Origin of the sequence: Lentzea cavernae, from assembly GCF_014653695.1 — a bacterium.
Lineage (GTDB): Bacteria > Actinomycetota > Actinomycetes > Mycobacteriales > Pseudonocardiaceae > Lentzea > Lentzea cavernae.
This window is the reverse complement of sequence record NZ_BNAR01000004.1, coordinates 423,847-444,383: the sequence shown is the minus strand read 5'-3', so window position 1 is coordinate 444,383 and position 20,537 is coordinate 423,847. Positions and strand designations below refer to the sequence as shown.

Sequence of the window (20,537 nt, the reverse complement as noted above, 5' to 3'; positions counted from 1 at the left end):
TATCGGGCACGGCCGGGCGCTTTTCAGCCCGGCTTTTCCGGCCGTCTCAGCGCCTCGCCAGAGGCTCAAGGTCAAGCCCCAATCGCCAGCCCTTGATTCGTCCCGACCCGCGCGCCCGTCCTCGCAAGGCGACGGAGCCCCAGGAACGCGACCAACCCCGCTGGAACGCGACAAACGCCGTCAAGCCGACCCGCGCAAGCCCTCCAACCCCCAGCAACCCTCAAGCACTCCGCGGCCAAGACGCATAAGTCCGCATCCCATAAAGCAACGGCTGCAACCCAGACCGATGCACCACCCTCTGAACCTTCCCGAACACCACCACATGCGTCCCAATCCGATGCATGTGATCCACCACGCAATCCGCAGCCGCGTGCGCATCATCCACCAGATGCGGCCCCCCAACGTCCAACGGCCGCTCCCAAACCACCTGCCGAAACCGCTCAGGATCCCCAGAAGAGAACAACTCCGCAGCCGGCCGAGCCTCATGATGCAACAGGTTCACCGTGAACGATCCGTTCCACACCAACGCATCCAACGTAGGACTGGAATCCCGCAAACACACCAGCAACGTAGGCGGATCCACAGACACGCTGGACAACGACGACACCGTCATCCCCCAAGGCTCAGCCCCAAGCCCGAACGTGGTCACCACCGCGACCCCGGTGGGAAACGCCGCCATCAACCCCCGAAACTGCTCCCTCACAACAAAACCTCCTCCCGCGCAGCCCCGACCCTCCGCGTGATCAGATCCAGCAACGGCCCGGTCGCCGCGGTCGTCACCAACGCCATCACCAGCAGAGCGACGAACAGCCCAGGAGTGAGCAACCCGGCGGTGAACCCGATTTGCAGCACCACGATCTCCGTCAACCCACGCGTGTTGACAAGCACCCCGACCCGCAGGGACGTGACCACGTCCTCCCCACCCCACCGAGCCCCGACGTACCCGCCACCGACCTTGCCGACAACGCCGAGCACGAGCGCCAGCACCACCCCGACCCACGGGAACGCCGACACCCCGCTACCGGACAACGTCGCACCGGCGACCACGAAGAACACCGGCACGAACGCCCGGCCGACCCGGCTGACCAGCGCGACCACCCGGGACCAAGCCTCGTCCCGGGGAACCATCAAGCCCACCAGGAAGGCGCCGAAGATCGACGTCAGCCCGAAGAAGTGCACCACCGCACCAGCACCCAGCGCCACACCGGCAAGTCCGAGAGCAGCCAGAACAGGCCGCCGGGAAGCGAACCACGCGACCGAACTCAACGCCCGGTAGCCGAGCCACGCGACCACGGCCCCGACGCCGATCGTCGCGAACGCCAGCCACACACCACCGAGACCACCCGCGGCCAGCCCGAGCGCCACCGTCAGCAACAGCCAGGCCGGCGTGTCGATCAGCACCGACGCCATCATCGACAGGCCGGAGGCGCGGCCCAGGTCGGACCGCTCCTCCAGGATCCGCGCGAGCACCGGCACCGCGGTGACGGACATGGCGACCGCCAGCATCAGCACCAGAGCAGTCGTGGGGGCGGTACCGCGCACATGAGCAGGCGCGAACCAGATGGCCCAGGCGGCGAAGACGAGGCCGGTCAGCAGGGGCAGCACGAAGGCTCCGACGGTGATCCGGCCGAGCGCCTTGCCGCGCCAGCCGCCCGCGCCCCTGTCGAGGTGGTGCACGACGCCGATCAGGAAGAGCACCAGGCCGGCCTCGCCGATCTGCTTGAGCACACCGGTGAGGCCTGCGGGCAGGATCGCGCCGAAGACGTCCTTGCCGAACGCGGCGAGCAGCACCGGTCCGAGCAGGATGCTCAGCGCGATCTCCCCGACCACGGTGGGCAGCCGCAGCACCCGTGCGACCACCCGGCCCAGCGCCGCCACCGCGAAGAACGCCGCCAGGAGCGCGGCTAGGTGGAGCCCGTTCTGCACCACGACGGTCACCTCGCGCGGTGCAGCTGGGCGAAGTACTCGTACTGGGTGGGCAGCGTGCGGGCGAGTTCCGCGGCCTGTTCGCCGACGAGCTTGAACTCGTGCTGGGCCGACGACGGGTCCATGAGGTTCAACGCGGGCGACGACTTCAGGTCGAGGCCGCCGAGGCCGAGCAGCATGCAGACGTAGGAGTAGGCCTCGAACCCGTGGTAGTGCGGGAAGACCGACTCGCCGTCGGGCAGCCGGGTCTGCCAGCGCTCGAGGCGCTCGGCGAGACCGTCGGGCAGCGCGCGGGTCTTGGTGTCCTTCCAGTACTGGTTGTCCTGGCGTTTGGAGGCGTAGTAGTGCACGACGAGGAACTCGCGCACGCCGTCCATCACGTTGTTGACGAGCCTGTTGTAGGACTGGCGCAGGCCGTCGTCCCAGCGGGCGTCCGGGAAGTGCTTCACCAGCTGCTCGATGCCGTGCTGGATGAAGAAGATGCCGGTGGACTCGAGCGGCTCGACGAACCCGCTGGACAGGCCGATCGCGACGCAGTTGCCGACCCAGTGCCGCCGGCTGCGGCCGATGCGCATCTTGATGTGGTTCGCGTCGGCGTGCTCGGCGGCCGGGCCCACGAACGCGCGCAGCGTCCGCTCGGCCTCCTCCGGCGAGATGTAGTCGCCGGCGTAGACGTAGCCGGTGCCGATGCGGTCGAACAGCGGGATCGTCCAGATCCAGCCGGCCTCCTGCGCGGTCGCCGTCGTGCACGGGCGCAGGCCCCGGTTCTCCATGTCCTGCGGCACGCGCAACGCCACGGCGCTGTCGTTGGGCAGCGAGTCCTGATAGGACACGAACGGCTCCGCGAGCGCCTTGCCCAGCAGCAGGCTGCGGAAGCCGGTGCAGTCGACGAACAGGTCGCCGGTGAGGTTCCCGTGCTCCTTGGTGACCACGTGGCTGATCCAGCCCCGGTCGTCCAGCGCCACGTCCAGCACGTCGTCGAGGACGTGCGTGACACCCCGCGCGACCGCGTAGTCGCGCAGGTAGTTCGCCACCAGCGTCGCGTCGAAGTGGTAGGCGTACGGGAACTGCGTCGACTGCTCGGACAACGTGGTCCGGTAGGCGCTGCGCTGGCCCAGGCCGCCCTCGAACAACTCGCCGTCCATGTGCCGCGGCGACTTCAGGTCGTCGCACAGCGTGCCGACCAGGAAGCAGTCCTTGTCGAAGCGGCCGGAGGTGTTGTCGCGCAGCCACCAGTCCGTCAAGGGGAAGCCGTCGACGACGCGCTGCCGTTCGAACGGGTGGTAGAAGTGGTGCCCCGGTTCGCGCCAGTTCTCGAACCGGATGGCGAGCTTGTAGGTGGCGTTGCAGGCGGGCATCCACTCCTTCTCCTCGAGACCGAGGTACTCGAAGAAGTGCCGCACCGTGCTGAACGTCGCCTCGCCGACACCGATCGCACCGACGCGCGCCGACTCGACGAGCGTCACGTTGACGCGGTCGCCGAACGCGGCCGTCAGGTAGGACGCGGTCATCCATCCGGCCGTGCCTCCGCCGACCACCACTACGTTCTTCACCATTTCGGTCATTCCTCCGGTTCGTGGTTACTCGGCAACGGCGTGGATCAGGCTCTGCGGGGACGAGGTCGCGGTGACCTCGACGCGGCGCAGGCCCGACGCCAGGAACAGCGCGTCGTACTGGTCGAGGTCGCGCTCACGGCCGGCGTTGACGGCGAGCATCCCGAGGTCGAGCAACGGGGCGAACCCCGGTTCTCCCAGCGGTCCCAGCGGCATCTCGACGACGACCACCCGTCCGCCGGGGCGCAACGCCTTGCGGCAGTTGGTGAGGATCTCGACGCACGACTTGTCGTCCCAGTTGTGCAGCACGGCCTTGAGCAGGAACAGATCGCCCTCCGGCACCGACTCGAAGAACGAGCCGCCGGTGAACGTGCAGCGGTCGGCGAGCCCCGCCTTCTCGGCCTCGGCCACCGCGGTCGGCTCGACGGTCGGGAGGTCGAACACGACGCCCCGCAGGTCCGGGTTCGCCTTCAGCAACGGGTGCAGCAACGCCCCGTTCGCGCCACCGACGTCCACCGCAGTGGTGAGCCCCGTGGTGTCGAGCAGCACGCCGATCTCGCGCGACAGGCCGTCGGTCAGCTCGGTCATGGAGTTCGAGAACCGCTCCCACTCCCGCGGCTGCGACTGGAAGTACGTCCAGATGTCGCTGCCCAGCGCGGCCGTGGTCTGCGGCTCACCGGCGCGCACGGCGTCCGGGAACCTGCCCCAGGACAGCCAGTGACCCGGCGAGCCGTGCACGATCGCGATGTCGCGGAACGACCCCGGCACGCCCTGGCGCAGGGTCTCCAGCAACGGCGTGCTCACGAACCGGCCGTCGTCGTAGGCCACGAGCCCCTGCGAGGCGCAGGCCCGCAGCAGGCGCATCAACGTGTCGGCCTCGACACCCGTCAGCGCCGCGATCTCGTCGAGGGTCAGCGGGGACTCGGCGAGGTGGTCGGCGATCTCGAGCTCGGCGACGGCGTGCACGACCTGGGTGATCCAGTACCCCGTGATCATCTGCATCATCCGCGCCTGCGGCGGCATTCCCGGTGCGGTCATCGGACGGTTCCCTCCGGCGCTTTCTCCTGTGTGCGAACGTGTTCCGGCCGGAAGCCGAGCCCGATGACGCGGCTCATCAGCCACTGGGCGACGCCGAGCTTCTCGAAGACCTTGGGCGCGGGCGGCTGGCCGGAGCCGTCGAGCGCCTCGTCGATGCCGAACTTCTGCGTGGCGCGCTGCAGCCCTTGCGACAACGCGACCGCGCGCTTGCGGCGTTTGCGCACCCGCGCGAGCAACGAGTCGTCGAACGGCTCACCGTCCTGTGCCCGCAGCAGTGCCGTGGTGAGGATGTTCGAGGTGGCGACGGCGTCCTGCACCGCGAGGTTCACGCCGAACCCGGCGACCGGGGACATCGCGTGCGCGGCGTCGCCGATGAACAGCAGGCCGGGCGCGTGCCACCGCTCCAGCCGGTCGATCCGCGCCTCCAGCGGACTCAGCTGGTCCACTGAGGACACCTCGTGCACCCGGTCGGCCAGGAACGGCACCAGGGCGGCGAGGTCCGCGCGGAACTTGTCGAGTCCTTCTCGCCGCACCTTGTCCATGCCGCCGGTGGACGTCTCGTACGACATCTGCCAGTAGGTGCGGCGGTCGGTCGCGCCGAAGATCTTGCCGTTGCCGATCCGCACGCAGATGCCCTCGTCCGGATCGCCGTCGCGGCGGGAGATCCGGAAGAAGATGACGTCGAGCGACCGGCCGATCAGCGTCGGCACGAAGCCCGCGTCCTGCCGGATCACCGAGTGCCGTCCGTCGGCCGCGACCACGAGCGTCGAGCGGATCTCCCGCTCGCCCTCGGGCCCGCGCACGCGCAGGCCGGCCACGCGCCCGTTCTCGCGCACCACGCCCAGCGCCTCGGTCTTCATCAGCAACCGGAAACCGGGGTACCTCTTCGCCTCGGCCGTGATGAGGTCGAGGAAGTCCCACTGCGGCACGAAGGCCATGTACGGGTAGGGGACCTTCAACCGGCGGAAGTCGGCGATGTCGATCCGCTTGCCGTCCTGCACGACGCCGATCGTGCTGACCTTCTGGTGCGGCAGCGCGTGGAACCGGTCGATGAGCCCGAGCTCGTCGAGGATCTGCAGGGTCGCGGGGTGCACGGTGTCGCCGCGGAAGTCGCGGTGGAAGTCGGCGTGCTTCTCCAGCACCACGACGTCCACGCCGGACCGCGCGAGCAGGAGCCCGAGCACGGCACCCGCCGGGCCGCCGCCCGCGATGCACACCGTCGTCGTCTCGGCCATCACAGCTCTTTCAGGTCCATGGTGCGCAACGAGTCACCGATGAAGGCGAGCAGGTCGCCGACGGTCGGGGTGAGGCCGAACCCGACGCACTTGCGGGCCAGTTCCGCGACCTCCTCGAACTCGCGAGCCATCCACTCGACCGCGACGTCGGGCCTGGAGATGTACTCGGGTGTGGAGTCGAGCTCGAACGACGGACCGGCGGTGCGGCCGGGCCGGCCGGACGGCAGCGTGACGATCAGCTCGCCCAGCGGCCGCAGCACGCCGGTCATGATGTCGAGCGACCAGTTCATCAACCGGGAGCGGCGCAACGACTTGTCCGGGCTGTAGCCGAAGTGCTGCACCATCAGCTGCATCGCCATGAAGTACGACCGGTTGAACGCCTTCATGGCGATCCTGGCCGGTTCGTGCGTGACGTGGTCCATCGCCGCGTTGCCCGGCTTCAGCGTCGGGTTGCGCATCACCGGGTAGGCGGGGTTCCACGGGATCCTGCGGTCGTTAGGTCCCTTGGCGCGTTCCGCGATCAGCATCTCTGAGATGCGCAGGAACGTGTCGAAGTGCGACTCCTCCTCCGGCAACGTCGAGGGGATCTGGCCGCCCTCTCCGTGCTCGGTGACGAAGTCGATGGCGAACACCGCGCTCGCCACGTCGTCGACTTCCAGCTGGTAGTCGGGATGCACCGCGTTGACCGACTCGCGCATGAACAGGTGGTGCGCGCCGCCGCCACGGCCCTTCTTCACCAGGAACACGCCGGGCACCGCCTGCACGCCCTCGCGGATCGCCGCGTACAGCTCGCTCAGTGACCCGTACTGGTACGGCTCACCGTCCGCGCGCAGGACCGCGGAGTCGTTGCCCTCGATCTCCTCGATGAGGTCGTGCGGTTGTTCCAGCGCCACGAACCGTTGCACGCTCGCCAGGTTCAGCGCTTCCAGCGAGAACTCGAGCGGGACGCAGATGGCGCTGTTGAACGTGCCGAAGTCGAGCTTCGGCAGGTGGAACGGCCTGCCCATCGCCATCAGGATGTTGTTGATCGCGAGGAAGTGCATCATCTCCTCGCGGGCGACGGACATCAGGCTGCCGCGGATGCCGTTGCTCCACGTCTCGGTGCCTTCGCCGCACGCCGTGAGCAGCTGCTCCTCGGTCCACTCGCCGCGCTCGACGAGCTTCTTGCCGGCGCCGTGGGTCGGCACGCTGTAGGCCGCGTACAGGTACTGGATCATCGTGGCCAGCTCGATCGCCGCGGCCTGGTACAGCGCGTGCAGCAGCTGGTCCTTCGTCGTGATGACGCCGAGCTTGCGTTGCTGGGGAACGAAAGTCGGCGGGGTCTGCCGTTGGGCGTCGTCGGCGAGCAGGTAGCGCAACAGCATCCGGATCTGCGGTGCGCTCATGTCCCGCGTCGGTGGCATGTAGAACGTCTTGCCCTTGTGCTCGGGCGCCGACACGTGCCATATCAGGCGGGCGTAGGGCTCGACCTTGAACTCGTCGGCGAGACTGAGCACCTCCGACCGCATGAACGAGTACTGCAGCTCGTAGTAGGCGAGCGCTTCGCGGTACAGCGTGCTGAACGTGATCTCGTCGTCCGGCAGGGCGTCGAGGTGCCAGTGGTCCGGCAGCACCCGCACCGCGACCGAGCCGACCGCCGACCAGTAGCCCTGAGCGTCGTCGTTGTCGTAGCGCTCGGAGGCAGTGGTGCCTCGCGGTTCCGCTGTGGACTCCGGCCGGAGCAGGATTCTCGCCGCCCCGCCGCGCACGCCCTTGAGGGTGATCGTGCCGCGGCCGTGCTCGTCGGTCGAGATCACCTGCTCCGCCCGGTACTCGGCCTGTCCGGTGGGCAGGAACGCCACGAGCTGCGCGGTGTCGCGGTCCTCGGCCAGCGGCAGCGCGGCGGGGTTCACGTACTGCCGGACGTGGATGCCGTCGACCCGCGCGGGCACCCCGCGCAGGTACGAGCGGACCGGGATCTCGACGGCGTGGTCCTCGCCGGTCCCGGTGTTCTCGTGCTCCAGGAACAGCGCGGCCTCGTCGGACTCGACGACGATCTCCTCCTCGCGGGACCGAACGGTGCCCTCGCGGTCGGTGATCACCAGTGTCTCGGCCAGGTCGCCACTGCCACCGTCCACACGCGACGCCACGAGCACGCCGAGGTTGTCCGATGTGGACGGGATCGTGGCGAGCAGCGTGCCCGACGCCGTGCGCACCTCGAGGTCGGTGTCCGGACGTGCGGTGAGCAGGTTCGCGGTGACGTGCTCGTCCGTGACGTGCACGGAGACGTTGTGCAGCGCGGAACCCGTGGTGCGCGGGGTGAGCAGCCGCCCGGCCGGGTAGCTGCGCAGCTCGTCGCGGTGCCAGGCCGCGACGGTTCCCTTCAGCCGCCAGATGTCGGGCTGACCCTCGCCGGTGTGCTTCTGGTCGGTGAGCGCGAACTGGACCACCAGGCCGTCCGCGTCGTTCTCGACCACCTCGCGCAGCCGCGTCAGCACGGGGGAGTCCGCGACGCCGTCGAGCCAGTGCAGCCCCTCGGCCTTGTCGACCGCGAACTGGTGCAGCACGGTGTGGAACTGGTTCCAGCGCGGCGGGCACGTGCCGTTCACGTCCCCGGTCACGAGGTACGGCACGTCGTGCGAGCGGCCGGACCTGCCGAGCGCGAGCTGGCCGACCATCAGCGTCGTGGTCCAGTTTGAGGCGGGGTCGACGTCGAACACGCGCGACCGGTTGGCCGTTCCCGCGGTGTAGTCGCAGAAGTGGCCCCAGAGGTCGAGCTGCCGCCCGACCACCAGGTCGCCGGTGCCGGCCTCACCGGGAGCGAGCTCGGTGGCGACCACCTTCGCGTCGACCCAGAAGTGGCCGTTGCCCGCGAAGTTGTGGCCCTTCGAGTCCGCGAGGAAGTCGTAGTACTCCTGCACCGGCCGGTCGGTGTCGAACACGCCCCGGTCGTCGATGGCCCGGTTGGTCTCGAGGTCGAGCCACCCGGCTCTCGGCCCGGTGGGCAGGCGGGTGATCGCCGCGCCCGCGAAGTGCAGGCGGGGGAGGTGGAAGACGCTCATGCGTTGTCCCAGACGGCCGCGCTCATCGTGGGGATGAGGTCCTTGGTGATCCGCACGCCGGGCAGCGCCTTCTCGTACTGCAGCTGGAATTCCGTGTCGGTGAGCGGCATCGCCGCGGCGCTCATCTCGAGCCAGCGCGGGTGCAGCATCATCCGGACCGAGTCGCACGCGGCCTCGACGTCGCCGGAGACGTCGTAGATGATCTTGCCGGTCTGGAACGCGTAGCCGCTCTGCTCGGCGGGGGCCGCCGCGCCGTCGGGCTGGGTCACGTCGATGACGACCAGCCGGCCGCCGGGGGCGACGAGGGAGCGCAGCACGGGCAGCACCTCGTCCGCGGGTCCCATGTGGAACACCGCGTTCACCGACATCACGAGGTCGAACCGGCCGTCGCGCTCGGGCGTCAGGGAGGCGGCGTCACGGCACTCGTAGCGCACCGGCACCCGCGTCGGCTTCGTGGCGGCGATGTCCAACATCTTCTGGGACAGGTCGACACCCACCACGTCGTCGTACCGGTCGGCGAGCAGGCCGCAGTTGTTGCCGCTGCCGCACCCCACGTCGAGCGCGCGGGTGCCGGCGGGCAGTTGCTCGACGAGCCAGGACCGCACCGGACTCGTGGCGGCGTCACGGATGACCGTGAAGCGCTCGTAGAGTTCGGCCAGGTCGTCGAAAAACGCTTCCGGTGCGGCACTCATCGATGTCCCTCGGCTTCCGGCAGTCCACCATGTGATCGCTTCCACCATCGAGCCTGTGGTGACCGTGGAGAAGGACGGCACCGAGAACCTGCGCGCTCGCGCAGGGTGATCCGCCGATCACGCTCCAGCACGGGCGATGTGGCGGATCACGCCGCGTCGCGATACTTCGTTCGCACACTCGCCGACGTGAATGAGGAAGCCGATGCGCGACGAACGCGACTGCGACGTCCTGGTGGTGGGTGCGGGGCCGACCGGCCTGTGCACCGCGCTGATGCTCACGCAGCACGGCGTGCGCGTGCGGATCGTCGACTCCAAGTCCGGCCCGGTAGAACAGGCGCGCGCCGCCATCGTGCACGCCCGCACGCTGGAGCTCTTCGACCGGCTCGGCGTCGCGGAGGCGGCGGTCGCGCGCGGACTGCCGATCACCGGCGTCGCGATCCACGAGGCCGGCCGGCACGTGGGGGACATGCCGCTCGCGGGGGAGGGCACCAGCGACCGCACGCGGTTCCCCTACGCGCTCGCGCTCGAGCAGTTCGAGACCGAGCGGGTGCTGGTGGAGGCGTTGAAGGAACACCACGTCGAGGTCGAGTGGAACACGGCTGTCGCCGGCCTGACCGACACCGGCGCCTTCGTCGAGGCGACCACTGCGGAAGGCCGGTCCATCACCGCGCGCTGGCTGGTCGGCGCGGACGGGGCGAGCAGTGTCGTGCGCGGGTTCGCCGGTCAGTCGTTCGACGGCGAGACCTACGACCAGGCGGGGATGCTCGCGGACGTGACCCTGGACGTCGACCTGGGTGTGCGGGGCATGCGGCTCAACCTGACCCGCGGCGGTTTCGTGGGGATCCTGCCGCTCGCGTCCGGGCGTTGCCGTCTTTTCGGTGTGGTGCCGAGGGAACTGGAACAGGCACCGTCGCAGAAGAACCCGTCGCACGAGGCCTACGCGCCGCTGGCCTCCGCGGATCTCCAGCAGTGGTTCGACAGTTACTTCAAAGTGGACGCCCGGTTGAAGGAGATCGTCTGGGCGTCGATGTTCCGCTTCCACAGCCGGATCGCGTCGCGTTTCCGCGTGGGCAACGTCTTCCTCGCCGGCGACGCCGCGCACATCCACAACCCGGCGGGTGGCCAGGGCCTCAACCTCGGCGTCGGCGACGCGGTCAACCTCGCGTGGAAGCTCGCGCAGGTCGTCAACGGCGAGGCGCCCGAGTGGCTGCTCGACACCTACGAGTCAGAACGCCGTCCGATCGCCCGCACGGTGCTCAAGCGCACCGACCTGGGTTTCAAGCTGGAGACCGGCAACAGCGCCGTGGCGGTCTGGATGCGCACGCACGTCGCGACCCGCGTCGTCGGCGTGGTGTCGAAGCTCGCCCCGATCCGCCGGATGTTCTTCCACATGTTCTCCCAGCTGTGGATCAGGTATCGCAACTCACCGGCGGTGGGCCGCGGCACCGGTGCGCTGCGCCCTGGCGACCGCGCGCCCTACGCCGAGATCAGGCCCACTCCCGACGGCGCGAGCAGCGTGCTGGACCTGACCCACGGCACCGGCTACCACGTGCTGTTGTTCGGGACGCAGTCGCTCGACACCGACCGCCTGGCCGCGAGCCTGGACGACCGCTACACCGTCGCGATCACCACCCACGTGATCCCACCGGAGGAGGAAGCCGCTTACCGCGTGTACCAGGTGAACGGCCCGCTGCTGGTGCTCGTCCGCCCGGACGGCCACATCGCCGTGGTGGCGGAACCGGGCTCGGACGACGTCACGGACTTCCTGGACACCGTGCTGACCCCCGTGAGGACGCCGGCCTGAGCCCATCCAGCGTCACCGCCGCGCGGACCGGGACCCCACCCCGCACAACCCAGTGGGTTCGTTTCCCGGCTGTGTTCCCGGACCGGCCGGGTCACCACACTGAAACCCATGACACAGACCGGCAAGACCGACGAGTCCCGCGGCTTCGAGGACCCGGAGTACTGGAACTTCATGTACGACGAGGGGACCGCGCCGTGGCTCATCGGCGGGCCGCAGCCCGCGATCGTCGAACTGGAGGCCGCCGGCCTGATCCGCGGCCGGGTGCTCGAACCCGGCTGCGGCTCCGGTGAGCACACCACCCTGTTCACCAAGCTCGGCTACGACTCCCTCGGCGTGGACCTCTCGCCGAGCGCGATCGCCTACGCCCGCCGCACGGCATCGGAACGAGGCGTGCCCACGGCCCGGTTCGAGGTCGCGAACATGCTGCACCCCGAACAGCACCCGTTCCTCTCCGGCGGCTTCGACACCGTCGTCGACGTGGCCCTCTTCCACGGCTTCGGCGCCTACGGCGACTCCGGCGCGGCGAAGGCCTACGCCGACGTCCTGCACTCCCTGACCAACCCCGGCGCTCTGGTCCACATCCTCGCCCACTCCGACGCCGCACCGGGTCTGAGCTCCAGCATCAGCGACGACGTCATCCGCGCGACCTTCACCGGCGGATGGGTCGTCGAGAGCGTCGAGGCCGCCCACTACCAGGGCTTCATCACCGAGCAGATCTCCGAGGTGGCCGTGCAGCGCGGCCTGCCCGCCCACGGCGAGGTCCAGCTCGCGGCGTGGCTGGCCAGGGTCCGCCGCCTCTGAACCCCCGCCCGGCCGCGGAGAACGCGCACCTCAGCGGCGTCGCCACGCGCGGCGCCGCCGAAGTCGGCGCCCGCACCGGTGGAGGTGGCAGGATTGGCCGGTGGACGTCGTCGGCAGGTACAACGTGGTCGTCACCGGCAACGAGGCGGGACCGGTGGTCCTGCTCGCGCACGGTTTCGGGTGTGACCAGAACCTGTGGCGCCTGATCGTTCCCCAGCTGGCGGAGAGATACCGGGTGGTGCTGTTCGACCACGTCGGATCCGGGCGGTCGGACGTGTCGGCGTGGAGCGCCGAGCGCTACAGCAGCCTCGACGGGTACGCCGACGACGTGCTGAACATCTGCCGCGAACTGGACCTGCGCGACGTCGTGCTGGTCGGCCACTCGGTCAGCGCGATGATCGCCGTGCTCGCGGCGAACCGGGAGCCGGAGCGGTTCGCGAAGCTGGTGCTGCTGACGCCGTCACCGTGCTATGTGGACGACGGCGACTACCGCGGCGGGTTCAGCCGCGAGGACGTCGACGAGCTGCTCACCGCCCTGGAGTCGAACTACCTCGGCTGGTCGGCCGTGATGGCGCCGGTGATCATGGACAACCCCGACCGCCCGGAGCTGGGCGCCGAGCTGACGAACAGCTTCTGCCGCACCGATCCGGCGATCGCGCGGGTGCTCGCGCGCACCACCTTCCTGTCCGACAACCGGGCCGACCTGGCGAAGGTCACCGTGCCCACGCTGGTGGTCCAGTGCGCCCGCGACGCCATCGCGCCGCGCGAGGTCGGGCAGTTCGTCCACGACCAGGTCCGGGGCAGCGAGCTCGTGACGCTGGACGCCGTCGGACATTGCCCGCAGCTCAGCGCCCCCGACGAGACGGCCGGGGCGATCGTGGCGTTCGTGAGTGGCCGATGACGTGCGGGCCGGGCGATCTGCCCGGTCGTGGCGAGATCGGTGCCGATCTCCCGGAACTGCTGGAGGACAGCGTCGAGGACCTCTACGACAACGCGCCGTGCGGGTACCTGTCGACCTTGCCCGACGGCACGATCGTCAAGATCAACGCGACCCTGCTGCGCTGGCTGGGCCGCGAGCGGGACGCGGTGGTGGGCCGCATGAGCCTCCCGGACCTGCTCACCGTCGGAGGCCGCATCTACTACGAGACGCACTTCGCGCCGTTGCTGCAGATGCAGGGCGAGCTCGGTGGTGTCGCGCTGGAGCTGAAGACGGCCGGGGGAGCGCGGTGGCCGGTGTTGCTGACCGCGACCGTCACCTCCGACGCCGAGGGCAGGCCGCGGCTGGTCCGGACCGTGGTGTTCGACGCGCGCGACCGGCGCGCGTACGAGGAGGAGCTGCTCCGGGCGCGCGACGAGGCCGAGCGCGAACGCGACCGGGTGCAGCGGCTCGCGAGGACGTTGCAGCAGACGCTGTTGCCCCCGGTGCTGCCGGACGTGCCCGGGATGCAGGTCGCCGCCTACTACCACCCGGCGTCGCTCGACCAGGTCGGTGGCGACTTCTACGACCTCTTCCCGCTGACGGGGGACACGTGGGGGTTCTTCCTCGGCGACGTGTCCGGCAAGGGGGAGAACGCGGCCGTGGTGACCTCCCTGATCCGGTACACGCTGCGCGGGGCCGCGGTCTACGACCCGGATCCCGCGGGTGTGCTCCGCCACCTCAACACCGTGCTCTACCAGGCGTTCGAGGGCACGTACCCGCGGTTCTGCACGGTCCTGTACGGCAGCATCCGCCCCGACGGGGACGGTGCGGTGATGACGCTGGCCGGCGGCGGTCACACCCCGGCCGTGGTGCTGCGGGCGGACGGGACGGCGTCGTTGCTGCACCTGCGCGGCGGGCAGCTGGTCGGCGCGTTGCCCGAGGCCCGCTTCGTCGTCGCGGAGGTCCGGCTGGCGCCCGGCGACGCCATCCTGCTCTACACCGACGGCCTGACCGAGGCACGGACCGGCGTGGACAGCTGGTACAGCGAGGAGGACCTGCGCGACGAGCTCAGCGGTCTGGCGCCCCCGACCGCGTCCGGCGTGATCGACGCGGTGAACCGGCTGCTCGTCGGCCTGGGCGCCGGCGTCGAGGACGACACGGCTCTGCTGGCGTTGAGCGTCCCTTCGAGGGAGAGTGGTCGTGCGTGAGTGACGACGCGTTTTCAGTGTCCCTGCACCAGGTCGAGACCGGTGTGGTCCTCGCCGTCCGGGGAGACCTGGACGCCTACACCTCGCCGCAGCTCCTGGAGAAGATCGGCGGTATCTCCTTGGTGCGCGGGCAGGTGCTCGTCGTGGACCTGTCGGGAACGCGGTTCTGCGACTCCAGCGGGATCTCGGCGTTCGTCGCCGCCCGGAACCTCGCCGCCACCGCGCACGCGGGAATCGTCCTGGCCGCGGTGCCGAGGCAGATCCTCCGAGTCCTCGGCATGGTCGGCCTGGACTCGCTGTTCACGATCAGCCCCAGCGTGCAGGACGCGCTCTCGGCGCACCGGGCCGGAAGCGGCTGAGGTTCGTCAGGACGTCGTCGCGCAGGGCATGACAGCCCACACGGACTTTCCCGCCAGGCGCCGGATCACGCCCCACTGCTCGGACAGCTGGTCCACGATCACCAGACCGCGGCTGCGCCTGGAGTCAGGTGTCGCCGGCTGCAGTCGGGGCAGGTCGGGCGAGGCGTCCTCGGCGACGATGCTGACGACACACGGCTCTGCCGACTTGCGCAGCTTCAGGCGGGCCGGGAAACGGGCGTGGTCGAACACGTTGGACGCCAGTTCGGTGAGGACGAGGAGCACGTCGAGGAGATCGTCCTCACTGAGGTCGGAGAGGATCGACTGAGCCCATTTGCGCACCTTCGCGGTGTCGGGGACATCGCTGACGAGTTCCAGCGTGTTCCACGGCTCACCAGGACTTGCGTCGGTAACGACGTGGCCTCGTTCTGCTGGCGTCACCTCGGAGAAATACCACGGCTGAATCGGTCCAAACCCGGCAGCGGGCGCATGTAGGGTCGTTTTACCGGGAGCACGGGTATTCCTGGCCCAGGACAGGGCACCGGCACCGCTGATTCCACGAGGAGCCGGATGACGACATGGAACCGCGAGCCGGCTGAGCGCTCGCTGCCGCACGTCTCCGGGAGGACGCGATGAACTCGCGCCACTACGGCGGCGGGGCGCAGACGTCGTGGGGCACCCGGCTGCTCCGCATCGGGTGCGCGTTCACCTACCGCGCCGAGGTGCCCACACCGGCGGTGTTCCTCGTGCGGCCGCTCTGGAGCGCCGACGTGCGGGTGAGCCACGAGAACCTGAACGTGACGCCGGACGTGGCGATGAGGCACCACGCCGACCTGTACGGCAACAGGAAGTCCCGTGTGCTGCTGCCCGCCGGTCTGTCCACAGTGCACTACAGCGCGTGGGTGGACGTGCCGGACAGGACCGAGGACGTGGACGAGGGCGTGGGGGAGACGACGCCGGACGGTCTGCCGGACGACGTGCTGCTGTACACGTTGCCCAGCAGGTACTGCGTGTCCGACGTGCTGGGCGACGAGGCCTGGTCGAGGTTCGGCGCTCATCCGCCCGGCTACGGCAGGGTGAGGGCGATCTGCGAGCACGTCCACCAGTCGCTGGAGTTCGGTTACGGCACCTCCACCGCGTTGTCCACCGCCGCTGACGTCAACGCCACGGGTTTCGGGGTCTGCCGGGACTTCGCGCACCTGGCGATCTCGTTCTGCCGCGCTCTCAACATCCCCGCCCGGTACGTGTTCGGTTACCTGCCGGACCTGGACGTGCCGCCCTCCGACGCCCCGATGGACTTCGCGGCGTGGGTGGAGGTCTGGCTGGGGGACCGCTGGTGGACCTTCGACCCGCGCAACAACCAGCCCCGCAAGGGACGCGTCGTCATCGGCCGGGGTCGTGACGCCGCCGACGTCGCCATGGTGACGACGTTCGGTGGTCCGGTGCTGGAGTCGATGGTGGTGCAGGCCGAGGAAGACCACGCCCCGTCGTGGGAGTGAGAGCCGGCGTGTCACGCTCTCCCGGCTCGTACACTGGACGTCCGGCGGGCCGTCCGTCCACACGGGATCGAACACGCGGGCGCCGGCACCGGTGATCCGAACAGGACGGAGCTCGATGACACAGACGACGCCCGATGACGACGAAGTGCTGTCCGGCCGAGAGGGCGCACCCGTCGCCACGTCGCAGGGAACGCATCTGCTGGCCGGTGCTCTCGACCGCTACGTGCACGCGGTCGCCGCGGCCCTCGACGTTCCGAGCCACGGCATCAGCTTCGAGGTCACGGACACCGCCACCGCGTACATCGCACTCGGCTGCAGGGCGCCGGAGCACCCCGACCGCGACGTGATGCTCGTCTGGAGCGCGACGCAGGGCTGGGCGGTCTCGATCGAGACCGATCCCGCCGAGCCGAGGATCGTGCTCGGCCGCTCGACGGGGGACGTCGTGCAGGATCCCGAGTCGGTGGCGCGGCTCGTGGCCGAGTCGGTGCGCGGCGCTCGCGCGGTTCCGGCGTCGATCACGTTGCCGGTCGGCTGGTCGGACCTCGCCGAGCGCATGGACCGCTACACGCCTTGACGCGCGTTCGTGGTGCTGAACCGGAGACGGCGGGCCACTGCGAGTGGCCCGCTCCCGGACAGCGCCTGACCGCTCAGGTCGTGCGGTGCAGGCCGAGCGCCTCGGAGAAGGTCATGACCGCTGATTCGGTCTGTGCCGGACGTGCGGCAGTGGGTTCCAGGTCGGAGAGGCCCAGCATCAACAGCAGATCGCGGCAGTCCTGCGCGTCGTGGCTGCGCTCGGCGACCCTGCGGGCCGCTTGACGCTGCTGGACGGCTCCAGCCGCCTCGGCGGCGAGCCGTGCCTCTGCGAAGTCGGCCGCGGCACCACTGGGCCGGCCGATCTGAGTGGAGCGAGTCATCCGCACACCACCTCGCCCGGTGCGACGCGGAAGAGCGGGACGAGCGGGTAGAGCTGGCGATCCGGCTGCAAGCCGGTGCTCCAATCTCCGGCCGGTGGCGAGAGCGCCGAGCCGAATGGGATCGGGAACCGTGGCGGCGGGATGCCTGCAACTGGAACCCCCGACCAGGCCGACACTACGCCATCCAGCGCCGCATCGCGCTGGTTGTTCTGGCGAGTCCGGAAGCGGTGTGACCCGCGGCTCAGTGGTTGGCGGGCGCTCGCGGTGCGGGCACCGGTTCCTGGAACAGGTTCGTCCAGGACGGCTGCTCGTGCTCGGCCGCGTCGGGCTGCGCGTCGGGCCGGGTGGCCTCGGGGTGGCTGAAGAGGTCGTTCGCCGAAAACAGGTTCACTTGTGTTCTTTCCGTTCGAAGAGAATGGGAGGTCGAGATCTCCGACAGGAGAATCCAGGGCGCGGAACGCGGCCGCCTCCAGGCCAACGGTACACCCACCGGTCGTCCGGTGCGGTGGTATTGCGATCAGGCCGTGTTGCGCAGGGGTGCCCCGGCGTCGTGCAGGTGCCGCAGCACCTCGGCGTAGGAGCGGCGCAGGGTGGTCTTGCTGTACGGGATCTCGTTGCGCAGGCAGAAGTCCTCGACGACGGGTTGCGCCCGGCGGAGGTTGGGGCGGGGCATGTGCGGGTACAGGTGGTGCTCGATCTGGTGGTTCAGCCCGCCGAGCAGCGCGTCGACCCACCGTCCCCCGGTGACGTTGCGCGAGGTCAGCACCTGCTTGTGGAGGTGGTCGAGGCGCTGTTCGCCGGTGATGATCGGCATTCCCTTGTGGTTGGGCGCGAACGAGCACCCGAGGTAGACGCCCATCAGCCCCTGGTGCACGGCGATGAAGACGACGGCCTTCACGGGTGACAGCACGACGAACGCCGCCGCGAGGTACAGGGCCAGCGGGAGGATCTGCATCGCCGCCTCGCGCCACGGGTTGCGCAGTTCGTTGCGGCACAACGCGACCATGCCGGAGATTCGCAGCGCGGCCGCCTCGGCGAGCAGCAGCGGGAAGAACAGGAACGCCTGGCGCTTGGTGATCCAGGCGTTCAGGCCCTGCTTGCGCGCCGCCTGGGCGCGGCTGAAGGCCAGGGCGTGGATCTCGATGTCCGGGTCGTGGTCCTCGTGGTTCGGGTTGGCGTGGTGGCGGTTGTGCTTCGCGACCCACCACTGGTAGCTGATCCCGGTGAGGCTGCCGTGCACGTGCCCGACCACGTCGTTGTTGCGGTGGCTGCGGAAGATCTGCCGGTGCCCGGCATCGTGACCGATGAACGCCAGCTGCGTGGACGCCACGGCCAGTGCGACCGCCGTCAGCACCTGCCACCAGGAGTCGCCCAGCAGCACGAACGCTGCGGCGATCGCCCCGAGCAGCAGCGCGTTCACCGTCATCCGCAGCAGGTAGTAGCCGCGCCGCCGCTCCAGCAGCCCGGCGGCCTTGAGCTCCTTGGTGAGGCGGGCGAAGTCGGTGCCGCGCGGGCGGTCGGCCTGCTCGGCCAGGGCGTCGGGTGCTGTGGACATGGTGTGCTCCGGACAAGGGGAGATCAGCTCCCGCGGGTGTTTCCGAAGGAGGACGTGCGTCGCAACCGGTCAGGTGGCTGGTCGCCATGTACCCGGTTCGCGCGCGCTCAACCCCTTGCCCGGTGTGTGCATCGGGTGAACCCACCGCCTGGGTGGTCCACAGTGGACGGCATCGGCCGTGCCGCGCGCGGGTTCAGACCGCGGACCAGCCGTTGTCGACCGGGAGCACGACTCCGGTGATGTTCGAGGCGGCGGGGGAGGCGAGGAAGACGATGGCGGCGGCCGGTTCCCCCGCCTCGGCGACCCGGCCCATGTTGGGCAGGTACCGGCCGACGACCTGGGGGCCGAGCGCGGCGGGATCGGGGCTGGCGGAGATGCCCGTCCTCGTGCCGCCTGGGGCCACGGCGTTGGCGCGCAGACCGGCGTCCCGGTAGGTGACCGCAACGGAGCGCATCAGCCCGACGAGGCCCGTCTTCGCGGCCGTGTAGGCGGCTCCGGCGGCGCTGCCGCGCAGCGACGCCTCCGACGCGGTGTACACGATGGCGCCCTTGCGGGCGAGCAGGTGCGGCAGCGCGGCGCGGGTGAGCCGGAACGGGGCGGTCAGGTTGACGCCGAGGAGGCGGTCCCACTCGTCGTCGGAGACGTCCGCCGCGGCGGACATGGAGTCCATGATCCCCGCGTTGCACACCAGCGCGTCCAGGCCGCCGAACGAGTTCACGGCCGTCGCGACCACCTCGCCGACGACGCCGGGCTCCGTCAGGTCGCCTGCCACGGCGACCGCGACGCCAGCGGCCGCGACGACCTCCTCGGCGACGGTCTTGACGGCCTCCGCGTTGACGTCGGCCAGCACCACCTTCGCGCCCGCTCGTGCGAACTGCAGGGCCGCGGCCCGTCCGATCCCCGATCCGGCACCGGTGATGACGACGCTGCGGCCGTCGAAGTCACTGCTCGTGGTCATGGACTCACCGTACCGACTTTATGGCGCGCAGTGTCAACATGTCATTCACAGACAAAAAGTAGGATGGCGCAGACCACGAACGGAGGTGGCATGCGCGACCGACAGCAGACCCGGTCACCGGAGCGGACCGGGCGACCGCCGCTGACCGAACGGCGCAAGGCCGAGACCCGCCTGGAGGTGGCCAGGGCCGCCGTCCGCCTCTTCCTGGCCAAGGGGGTCGCGGACACCTCCGCCGAGGAGATCGCGGCGGAGGCGGGCATGTCCGCGCGCACGCTGTGGCGCTACTTCCCGAACAAGGAGAGCTGCGTCATGCCGTTGCTCGGCAACGGCATCGAGCACCTTGCCGCCGGCCTGCGCTCGTGGCGTGCCGACCAGGGCGTGTCCGAGCTGCTCGGCACGCTCGTGTCCGGCCACGCCGAGGCCACGGCGGAGATGCTGGACCTGGTCCGGCTGACCCGGACCGAACCCGGCCTGCGCGCGGTCTGGCTGGAGGCGCACCGCGAGGCGGAGCCCGCCTTCGCCGAGGCGCTCGCGGAGCGCGCGGGCCTGGCCGGGCCCGACCTGGCCACCGCGATCCAGGCGGCGATGATCAACGCCGCGCTGCGGGTGGCGGTCGAGCACCAGGCGTTCGCCGCCGAGCCGCCGGAGTCGCTGGAGGCGGCGACGGTCGAGGCGCTGATGATCGCCGCGAGGGGATTCTCGGGCTGAGGCCTCACCTGAACCGGTGAATGTCGTTTGTGGACCTCGAACGCGCGGGGTACCACCACTGTGCCGTGCTGTTGCAGCCACAACGACGTGGAAGTGGGGTCCGTGATGCTGCGCGACTACGGGTCTGACGCGAGGCAGGGGGACTTCGTCGAGTTCAGCCTCGACGGGGAGCAGACGCACAAGGGGGTCGTGATGCTGCTGCGCAGCGTGGGGGAGAAGCTGCACTACGTCGTGCAGGAGGAGGCGACCTGGCGCAGGCACGAGATCCCCGCGCAACGGATCGCCTCCGTGCTCGAACGGCACGAGAACCGGTGACCTCCGGAGGCGTTC

At 69.9% G+C, this 20,537-nt stretch carries 21 protein-coding genes; 9 read left to right on the top strand and 12 right to left on the bottom strand.

Annotation, left to right across the window (positions count from 1 at the left end; all coding sequences use genetic code 11):
• Positions 1-220: 220 nt before the first annotated feature.
• From IE307_RS16060 to IE307_RS16030, 7 genes are read right to left on the bottom strand one after another with little or no spacing between them, the layout of a single operon-like run.
• The gene (locus IE307_RS16060; RefSeq protein WP_191298988.1) at positions 221-679 is read right to left on the bottom strand and encodes a flavin reductase family protein; all 459 of its coding nucleotides are present in this window, start codon (positions 677-679) and stop codon (positions 221-223) included.
• A gap of 20 nt (positions 680-699) precedes the next feature.
• The gene (locus tag IE307_RS16055) at positions 700-1,929 is read right to left on the bottom strand and encodes a cation:proton antiporter (protein WP_229904750.1); all 1,230 of its coding nucleotides are present in this window, start codon (positions 1,927-1,929) and stop codon (positions 700-702) included.
• 5 nt (positions 1,930-1,934) lie between these two features.
• Positions 1,935-3,482 carry a tryptophan halogenase family protein gene (locus IE307_RS16050; RefSeq protein ID WP_191298742.1) on the bottom strand — a complete coding sequence of 516 codons (1,548 nt, stop codon included), beginning with the start codon at positions 3,480-3,482 and terminating at the stop codon, positions 1,935-1,937.
• Between the two features lie 24 nt (positions 3,483-3,506).
• Positions 3,507-4,517 (bottom strand): methyltransferase, encoded by a 1,011-nt coding sequence (locus IE307_RS16045; RefSeq protein ID WP_191298741.1) that lies wholly within the window; start codon positions 4,515-4,517, stop codon positions 3,507-3,509.
• Complete coding sequence (locus IE307_RS16040; RefSeq protein WP_191298740.1) at positions 4,514-5,752, bottom strand: FAD-dependent oxidoreductase; 1,239 nt, start codon at positions 5,750-5,752, stop codon at positions 4,514-4,516. Before IE307_RS16040 ends, IE307_RS16045 begins: the two co-directional genes overlap by 4 nt.
• A complete protein-coding gene (locus IE307_RS16035; RefSeq protein ID WP_191298739.1) occupies positions 5,752-8,793 on the bottom strand; it encodes a ferritin-like domain-containing protein in 3,042 nt (1,013 codons plus the stop codon). Before IE307_RS16035 ends, IE307_RS16040 begins: the two co-directional genes overlap by 1 nt.
• Positions 8,790-9,485, bottom strand: coding sequence for a class I SAM-dependent methyltransferase (locus IE307_RS16030; RefSeq protein ID WP_191298738.1), 696 nt, complete (start codon positions 9,483-9,485; stop codon positions 8,790-8,792). Before IE307_RS16030 ends, IE307_RS16035 begins: the two co-directional genes overlap by 4 nt.
• A gap of 202 nt (positions 9,486-9,687) precedes the next feature.
• Here IE307_RS16030 and IE307_RS16025 point away from each other — a divergent pair, with 202 nt between their 5' ends.
• From IE307_RS16025 to IE307_RS16005, 5 genes are all read left to right on the top strand, one after another.
• Positions 9,688-11,289 carry an FAD-dependent monooxygenase gene (locus IE307_RS16025; protein ID WP_191298737.1) on the top strand — a complete coding sequence of 534 codons (1,602 nt, stop codon included), beginning with the start codon at positions 9,688-9,690 and terminating at the stop codon, positions 11,287-11,289.
• Between the two features lie 108 nt (positions 11,290-11,397).
• Entirely contained in the window at positions 11,398-12,090 is a 693-nt protein-coding gene (locus IE307_RS16020) for a class I SAM-dependent methyltransferase (protein WP_191298736.1), read from the top strand.
• A 100-nt stretch (positions 12,091-12,190) separates the two neighbouring features.
• Positions 12,191-12,991: an alpha/beta fold hydrolase gene (locus IE307_RS16015; protein ID WP_191298735.1), complete on the top strand. Its 801-nt coding sequence runs from the start codon at positions 12,191-12,193 to the stop codon at positions 12,989-12,991.
• Positions 12,988-14,217, top strand: coding sequence for a PP2C family protein-serine/threonine phosphatase (locus tag IE307_RS16010; RefSeq protein WP_191298734.1), 1,230 nt, complete (start codon positions 12,988-12,990; stop codon positions 14,215-14,217). The genes IE307_RS16015 and IE307_RS16010 overlap by 4 nt, the downstream gene beginning before the upstream one ends.
• Positions 14,214-14,576: an STAS domain-containing protein gene (locus IE307_RS16005; protein WP_191298733.1), complete on the top strand. Its 363-nt coding sequence runs from the start codon at positions 14,214-14,216 to the stop codon at positions 14,574-14,576. The genes IE307_RS16010 and IE307_RS16005 overlap by 4 nt, the downstream gene beginning before the upstream one ends.
• A 6-nt stretch (positions 14,577-14,582) precedes the next feature.
• On the opposite strand, the gene IE307_RS16000 is transcribed toward IE307_RS16005, so the two are convergent.
• Complete coding sequence (locus tag IE307_RS16000; RefSeq protein WP_191298732.1) at positions 14,583-15,014, bottom strand: ATP-binding protein; 432 nt, start codon at positions 15,012-15,014, stop codon at positions 14,583-14,585.
• 191 nt (positions 15,015-15,205) lie between these two features.
• Here IE307_RS16000 and IE307_RS15995 point away from each other — a divergent pair, with 191 nt between their 5' ends.
• Complete coding sequence (locus IE307_RS15995) at positions 15,206-16,072, top strand: transglutaminase-like domain-containing protein (protein WP_191298731.1); 867 nt, start codon at positions 15,206-15,208, stop codon at positions 16,070-16,072.
• 115 nt (positions 16,073-16,187) lie between these two features.
• A complete protein-coding gene (locus IE307_RS15990; protein WP_191298730.1) occupies positions 16,188-16,646 on the top strand; it encodes a DUF6292 family protein in 459 nt (152 codons plus the stop codon).
• 73 nt (positions 16,647-16,719) lie between these two features.
• On the opposite strand, the gene IE307_RS15985 is transcribed toward IE307_RS15990, so the two are convergent.
• From IE307_RS15985 to IE307_RS15970, 4 genes are all read right to left on the bottom strand, one after another.
• The gene (locus IE307_RS15985) at positions 16,720-16,986 is read right to left on the bottom strand and encodes a hypothetical protein (RefSeq protein WP_191298729.1); all 267 of its coding nucleotides are present in this window, start codon (positions 16,984-16,986) and stop codon (positions 16,720-16,722) included.
• Between the two features lie 241 nt (positions 16,987-17,227).
• Complete coding sequence (locus IE307_RS15980) at positions 17,228-17,377, bottom strand: hypothetical protein (protein WP_191298728.1); 150 nt, start codon at positions 17,375-17,377, stop codon at positions 17,228-17,230.
• 126 nt (positions 17,378-17,503) lie between these two features.
• Positions 17,504-18,541 carry a fatty acid desaturase family protein gene (locus IE307_RS15975; RefSeq protein WP_191298727.1) on the bottom strand — a complete coding sequence of 346 codons (1,038 nt, stop codon included), beginning with the start codon at positions 18,539-18,541 and terminating at the stop codon, positions 17,504-17,506.
• Positions 18,542-18,734: 193 nt separating this feature from the next.
• Positions 18,735-19,499: an SDR family NAD(P)-dependent oxidoreductase gene (locus IE307_RS15970; RefSeq protein WP_191298726.1), complete on the bottom strand. Its 765-nt coding sequence runs from the start codon at positions 19,497-19,499 to the stop codon at positions 18,735-18,737.
• A gap of 90 nt (positions 19,500-19,589) precedes the next feature.
• On the opposite strand from IE307_RS15970, the gene IE307_RS15965 reads away from it, so the two are divergent.
• Complete coding sequence (locus IE307_RS15965) at positions 19,590-20,207, top strand: TetR/AcrR family transcriptional regulator (protein WP_191298725.1); 618 nt, start codon at positions 19,590-19,592, stop codon at positions 20,205-20,207.
• A gap of 93 nt (positions 20,208-20,300) precedes the next feature.
• A complete protein-coding gene (locus tag IE307_RS15960; RefSeq protein ID WP_229904749.1) occupies positions 20,301-20,522 on the top strand; it encodes a hypothetical protein in 222 nt (73 codons plus the stop codon).
• The last annotated feature ends 15 nt before the right edge of the window (positions 20,523-20,537 follow it).